We start from the raw sequence: 7,112 nt of genomic DNA, 5'->3' as shown, positions 1-7,112 counted from the left end.
TAGAGATGGGCGGCCTGGGCGGCGGTACGGGCAGTTACCGGGCGCTGCTGTTGGACGCCATGAGTCTGCTTGACGGGCCGCTGCTTGAAGATCGGGCCGACGTGGAGCACATCTAGAGCAGATTAACTTTGAGAATATACATTCTCAAAGTTTAAGACACGCTCACTTCGGCGTTTAACCGCGCAGATAAACTGCGCTTGTATTTTTGCGGCGGGCGGCTGCGTGAGCAGTCGCCCCAAATGAAGGCACTGAGAGCATTTCAAAATTAAATTATTCCTGAAGAGGCCGCCCCCAGGGCGGCCTCTTTCTGTTTCCCGGAAGGGATATTTGCCTTCAAATGCTTGCTGGCTTTGCAGGCGCCAGGCGTTTTAGGCCCACAGCACAAGCCCTGTTTCAAGCGGCGTTGCCAGGTTTTTGTGATAGGGCAGCACCCGCACGCCGTAGCGGTATTGCCCGCTGTGGGTTGGAATGTAGGTGGCGGCAAAGTTCATGCCGTTTCCGCTTTCGCCGTTGTGGTCGGCTGCGCGCGGCTCAAGGCGCAGTATTTCGGGTTTGTCGATGAAGTTGCCGTTGACCAGGGCGCGGCCGATGACAAGCTGCACGAGTATTTCTTCCGGCTGCATTTCGCCTATGTGCATATGCAGACGCACGCTCACCGGCTCGCCGCAGATCATGGTGTTGTTTTCCACACCGCTGATGAAAAGTTCCTCCACCTTGACCGTGCCGAAGCGGGCAGGCAGGTCTTTTTCCCAGGCGGCAAGGCGGCGGCACCCCGACCAGTCGTTTTCGGCCAGCATGTTGCGGCGGCGCGCGGCCCGCAGGTAATACTGGCGGATGTAATCATTGAGCATGCGGTTGCTGCTGTACATGGCCGTAAGGCTTTTGAACGACCGCTTTGCCATGGCTATCCACTGGGTCGGCAGGTCGCCCTGGGTACGGTCGAAGTAGAGCGGCAGCACGGCGTTTTCCAGCAGGTTGTACAGCGCCTCGGCGTCCGCATAGTCGTTCTGCTCATTGCTGGGCAGCTCGGTGGTGACGACCGGGCCGATAGTCCAGCCGTTCTGTCTGTTATAGCCCTCGCACCACCAGCCGTCAGAGATGCTCAGGTTGACGCCGCCGTTGACGGGCAGCTTCATGCCGCTTGTGCCGGATGCCTCGTGCGGACGGCGCGGCGTGTTAAGCCAGACGTCGCAGCCCTGGGACATGACGCGCGATACGGACAGGCTGTAGTTCTCCAGAAAGAATATGCGCCCGAGAAAGCGCTCGTCCTGGCACATGCGCATGACTTCCTGAATGAGATTGATGCCCGCTTCGTCCGCCGGGTGCGCCTTGCCGGAAAAGACAAGCACCACCGGCCGATGGGGATTGTTGAGTATGCGGGCCAGGCGGTCGGGATCGGCAAAGAGCAGGGTGGCCCTCTTGTAGGGCGCAAAGCGGCGTGCAAAGCCGATAATGAGAGTTTCGGGCCGCAGCAGGGCTTCCATGCTTTTGCGAACAGTGGCATCCAGCTTGAAGCGCTGCGCAAAAACGGGAATGCGCTTGCGCAGGGCATCAAGCAGGGCTTCTTTCTGATGCTGCCGCGCAGCCCAGAAGGCTTCATCGGGGATGTCGTCCACCTTGTCCCACACGTCGGAGCCGGGCAGCGCCTGTAACCAGCCTGCGCCCAGATGCCTGTGCAGCAGTTCGTGCATCCAGCTGCCCACGTAGGACGGCGTATGGATGCCGTTGGTAACATGCCCGATGGGGGTTTCGGCCGTGGGCAGTCCCTTCCACAGCTTGTTCCACATATGGCGCGAAACCACGCCGTGCAGGCGGCTGACGCCGTTGGCCCAGCACGAGAGCCGCAAGGCCAGTACCGTCATTTCAAAGGCGTGGCTGTCGCCGCCCTCGATCTGCCCAAGTTGCACGAACTGCGGCCAGGAAAGGTCAAGGTTTTTAGCCATGCCGCCGAAGTAGCGTTCCATAAGCTCCAGCGAGAAGGATTCGTTGCCCGCAGGCACGGGGGTGTGCGTGGTGAACAGCGTGTTGGAGCGCACACGCACCACAGCCTCGTCATAGCTCATGCCCTGGGTCATGCAGTCGCGTACGCGCTCAAGGGCCATAAAGGCGGAATGCCCCTCGTTCATGTGGTACACGCCGGGGATGATGCCGAGGGTGCGCAAAAGGCGCATGCCGCCCTGACCGAGCAGTATTTCCTGTAGCAGGCGTGTTTCGCGGTTGGCCTCATACAGGCGGTCGGTGATGCGCCGGTCTTCGTCCGTATTGCGGGTAGTGTCCGTATCCAGCAGGTAAAGGTTTATGCGGCCCACCTGAAGTCGCCAGACCCGTGCGTAAAGGATGCGGCCCGGCAACTCCAGCTGTATGTAAACGGGCTGCCCCTGGGCGTCGTGTACCTGCTTTATGGGCATCTGCCCGAAATTGTTGACCGGGTATTGCGCCACCTGGCGGCCGCTGGCATCGATTTCCTGCATGAAATAGCCGCTCTTGTAGAGCAGGCCGACGCCCATGAGGGGCAGGGCCATGTCCGACGCGGACTTCAGGTGGTCGCCGGAGAGCACGCCAAGGCCGCCGGAATAGATGGGAATGGATTCGTTAAGTCCGTATTCCGTGGAAAAATAGACAATGGGGTGTTCGGGTGTCACGTCCACGCTGAGGGAACGGATGGGTTCGGCCATGTAGGCGTCAAACCTGTCCATAACCTTGTGGTACATAGCCATGTATTCTTCATTGGCGATAAGCTCCTTGAAGCGCGCGGGCCATGCTTCTTCCAGCATTTTCAGCGGATTGCGGCATGCTTCCCACAACTGGGGGTTCAGCGCCATAAACAGGGCCTTGGCCTGATCGTGCCAGCACCACCAGATGTTCTGGGCCAGTTCACGCAACCGTGAAAGCTCATGAGGGACTTCGGCAACGGCCATGATGGGACGCAGAAAGGGCGTGGCCGAGCAGGACGCCGTAAGCACCCGCGTGAGCGCTCCGTGGGCGGAGTCGTGGTCGGTGCGGGCATCGGACTTGGCAAGGGCGATATCAAACGCCTTGATATAGTTATCGAAAAAATAGCTCCACGAGGTTTTTTCCGCCAGGTCGCGGGCATGGCCGCGCCAGGAGCACAGCTCACCATCCGGGCAGGCGGCGGCCCCGAGCACCCTTTCGTGCAGGCGGTCAACGCTCTGGTCAAAGCTCATGCCGCGTCGCGGCATGACGCAGACGCCCGTGCGGTCCATGCTTTCTTCTTTCATCTGTTCCCGCGCCCACATGCCGAAGCCCGAAAGGTCGGTGGTCAGGGTGGGTACGGCCCAGGCCGCGCTTTCCTGCGGCGTGTAGCCCCACGGTTCATACCATGAGGGAAAAAAGCCCATATCGCAGGCGGCCAGCACTTCTTCATAGGGAATGTCGAAAAAGCCGTCATGGCCGTCGAGCATGGCGGGTACAAAGATGATCTTGACGCGCCTTTCCGCGCGGTTGTCGAGTCCCAGGCGGCGGCAGGCGTTGATGATGGGGTCTTGCGGGGCATTCCACACCCGGTGGGTGCAGATGAAGGGCAGGCCGTTGTCCGTGTCGTCGGGATTGCCGGAAACCGCCGCCGCGTTGACGCCCGTATGTCCGCCCATCACAAGGCACAGGGCAAGGATGGAACTGTTTGTGCCGGCAAGGTTGCGGTCGGCGCGGGCCAGCGCTTCAAGAAAAATGTCCACGCCCTTGTTGTGCATTTCGTATCGGCCGGAAATGGCGAAAATGCGCGTATGCTCCGGCAGGGAACCGCGCAGGAAGCGGCTCGCCGTAGCCATAATTCTGGTGCGCGTGGCCGAGGGAACCGCACGGTCCTCGGTATAGTCCGGTATGACCCGCAGGTCGAGGCCGTTGGTGGTGATGACGTCAGGCTGGCGGCCCAGGAAGACCGTGGATTCTTCGCCCGTGATGGGGCTGACGGTGGTGAAGGCGTCCGCCTCGCGTGCGGCGGCGCTTTCAATGGACCATTTGGCCGTGATGTTCAGGGCGGCGGCCTCATTGGCGGGGTGGATGTTGCGCATATTGGTATAGATGTCGCGCCCTGTGCCTGCCATTGCGCGGCCCAGGGTGGTGGCGTGGGTGGTGAAGACCGTACCCACTTCGGGGGTGAGTTTTTTCACCGTGAGCAGGCCCGCGCCGCACATCCACTCGTGAAACAGGGCCACGCTGCGGCCCTGCATAGGCTCCACCCGGCTTTCGTGGATGGCCGCAATGACTTCGCCGCAAGCCGTGGCAAACATGACCGGCTCAATGTAGTCCCATCCGCCGGAGAGCGAGTCCACCCCGTAATTTTTCCACATTTCAAACAGCAGCTGATTGCTGGAATAGCGCTTGTCAAATTCCACCAGTATCACCTTGGGGCGTCCGGGGATGTTCCACCGGCCCAGGCGGCATTTGAGGTCGCGCGTGGCAAGGCCCATGCGCAGCGAATCCCAGGCGTGCTCGTCTGTTTCTTCAAAGCCGGGATTGTTCTTGAGCGCCGGACCCAGAAGAAAATAGTCCTCGCCGAAATGCTCCACGGCCTGGAGGGCCTTGCTGGTGACAACAGAGTGGATGCCCCCCACCTTGTTGCAGACCTCCCAGCTTACTTCAAACAGGGTTACCACGGACGAGTTGAAATTCATGCCATCTCCTTGTCATGAAGGTCGTGAAGCCGTGCTGCGCGGCCTTGTCATGCGTTTTTGCGGCTTTTGCGCAACGTGGCGGGCTTTTTTTCGTGCTTTTCACCGGCGGTTCCGGTTTTCTTACTGTTCTTTGCCCGCGTGTCTGCGGGATCCGCGTCCTGCTTTTGAGCAGGGGCCTTACCGCCGCGCCGGGGCGCGGGGGAGCCAGCGCTTTTGACGGCGGGCTTTTCATCTTTTTTTCGGCCCTTGCCCGCGCCGGCTCCGGCTGCGGGGGCTGCATCAGCGGGTCTGTCCGCAGTGGCGGTTTGAGTGTTTTCGGCTGCCTTGAGGCGCAGCTCAAAGTCGGCCAGCACGTTCATATAGGTGATATAGGCGTCATACGGGCCGCCAAAGGGGCTGGGCCTGTCGGGAACCTCGTTGGAAAACCACTTGGTGGACATGTGACGAAAGTGGTCGGCGGTCTGAAGGCGGTCAAAGTCACGTCTGAGGGCATCGTCACAGGCGGCCACTCTGGCGCTCAGGGCGTAGAGCGCGTGTATGGCGTCTTTTTGCATGTCGTTGCCGAGCCAGGGCGTGAGGTCGCGTCCCTCGTCTTCCCAGGACATGAACTGCGGCACGTCCACCTCGCCCACGGGTCTGAGGTTTTTGGCGGCCAGCGCCGGGGTGGTGAAGCTGAAGTTTTTGTGGGCCAGCAGGGCGGCGGGCAGGGCCTCCATAAAGTCAAAAATCCCCGATTCCTTTTCGTGGCGAAGGCCAAATATATGGTAATCATTGAAGATATTTATGATATCCGCCGAGCCTTCAAGGCTGTGGCACCATGCCGCGAATGTTTCGGCCCTGAGCGGCCACGCGGGCCAGCTGCGGTCTGAAAAACGCAGGCCCACGTCGCCGGAAAGGCCCACGTTGCGCAACAGCAGTGCAAGCCCCGGAGCGCTCGCCGGGCGGTAAAGATAGTTGGCGCTGCGCCAGCCGAGCACATGATCGGCCCCTTCGGCGAGCACGGCCTTAAAGCCGTGCTCTGCCACGGCAACGGCCAGATCGTTATTGTAAACGCACTCGGTATTTTTGAATGTGGCTGGTTTGACGCCGAAAAGGCGCTCCAGGCGGGCGCACTGTTCGCGCACCTGGCGGTCAAAATCCTGCCGGGAATAGAGAAAGGCCAGCGAGTGCGGCGCGGTTTCGGCCACAAATTCCACGCAGCCCGTCCGTGCCAGGGCCGTGAAGCTTTCCAGCACTTCGGGGGTGTATTGCTCGAAAAGGTCGAGGGCAACGCCGGAAATGGAAAAAGACAGGCGAAAGGCTCCGTCGTAGCGGCGGATGAGCCTGAGCATCAACTCGTTGGCGGGCAGGTAGCACAGGCGGGCCGCGCGCAGGAGGGCTTCGCAGTTATGGTCGTCGTCCTCGTAGATGGAGTTCTGCCCCATGTCAAAGACGGTATAGCGGCGCAATTGGTAAGGTTCGTGAACCTCGTAGCAGAAGCAGAGGGCTGGCATCAGTGACCTCCCTGTACGTTGCGGTAAATGACCAGCAACTGGTCGGCGGCGTTTTCCCAGCGGATGGACTTCATTTCTTCGCGGCAGTTTTTCACCAGTTCGGCGGCAAGGCAGGGGTAGCGCAGCACGGCGCAGATTTTGTCGGCCATGTCGCGGGTGTCCCAGAAGTCGGCCTTAAGGGCATGTTCCAGCACTTCAGACACGCCGGACTGGCGCGAAAGCAGCACGGGCACGTCATAGAGCATGGCCTCAAGCGGCGTGATGCCGAAAGGTTCGGAAACCGAGGGCATGACGTACAGGTCGCTCAGGGCGAACATGCGGTCCACCTCTTCACCGCGCAAAAAGCCGGCAAAGTGAAAGCGGCTGCCCATGCGCAGCTGGCCCGCCCGGCGGATGAGCCGTGGCAGCATGTCGCCGCTGCCGGCCATGAAAAAGCGGGCCTCAGGGATTTTTTGCAGCACAAGGCGCGCCGCTTCCATGAAATATTCCGGCCCTTTCTGAAAGGTTACGCGGCCCAGAAACAGCACGCGCTTTTCATGCCGGATGCGCGGAGGAACAGGATAGCGCCGCCGCGCCTCGTGACGGGCCACGGCATTGTGTACCACCACTACTTTTTCCGGCGGGATGCCGTAGCGCTCGATAACGGTTTTGCGGGTAAGGCGGCTCACGGCCACCACCACATCGGCGGCCAGCATGCCCGCACGCTCCACGCCTGCTACCTCTTCGTTGATATTGTGGCCGCTGCGGTCGTATTCCGTGGCGTGAATGTGAACCACAAGGGGCTTGCCTGTCAGGCTTTTTGTCAGCATGCCCGCGGGGTAGGTCATCCAGTCGTGGGCGTGGATGACGTCAAAATTTTCACTGGCGGCCAGGGCTGCGGCCAGACGGCCGTAGCGCAGGACCTCGCGCATGAGATCGGGACCGTAACCGCCGTGCAGGGTATAGGTGAAGGTTTTTCGACGTGGGCCGCAAGCTTCCGCAACGG

The 7,112-nt window shown here is 60.8% G+C and carries 3 protein-coding genes; all 3 read right to left on the bottom strand.

What is annotated here, in order from left to right:
- Nucleotides 1-368 precede the first annotated feature (368 nt).
- Nucleotides 369-4,634 carry an alpha-glucan family phosphorylase gene (gene glgP, locus V6C16_RS05860; protein ID WP_333542882.1) on the bottom strand — a complete coding sequence of 1,422 codons (4,266 nt, stop codon included), beginning with the start codon at nt 4,632-4,634 and terminating at the stop codon, nt 369-371.
- 47 nt (nt 4,635-4,681) lie between these two features.
- Nucleotides 4,682-6,127: a glycoside hydrolase family 57 protein gene (locus V6C16_RS05855; protein WP_333542881.1), complete on the bottom strand. Its 1,446-nt coding sequence runs from the start codon at nt 6,125-6,127 to the stop codon at nt 4,682-4,684.
- The coding region (locus V6C16_RS05850; RefSeq protein WP_333542880.1) for a glycosyltransferase family 4 protein at nt 6,127-7,112 on the bottom strand (986 nt) is incomplete at its 5' end. The genes V6C16_RS05850 and V6C16_RS05855, both read right to left, overlap by 1 nt.

It is taken from the genome of Desulfovibrio sp. 1188_IL3213, from assembly GCF_036763145.1.
Classification (GTDB): Bacteria; Desulfobacterota; Desulfovibrionia; order Desulfovibrionales; family Desulfovibrionaceae; genus Desulfovibrio.
This window is presented reverse-complemented; position numbering and strand designations above follow the sequence as displayed.

Coding starts and splice junctions, on each gene's coding strand:
- glgP (WP_333542882.1), bottom strand. CDS start 4,634: ATGAATTTCAACTCGTCCGTGGTAACCCTGTTTGAAGTAAGCTGGGAG.
- V6C16_RS05855 (WP_333542881.1), bottom strand. CDS start 6,127: ATGCCAGCCCTCTGCTTCTGCTACGAGGTTCACGAACCTTACCAATTG.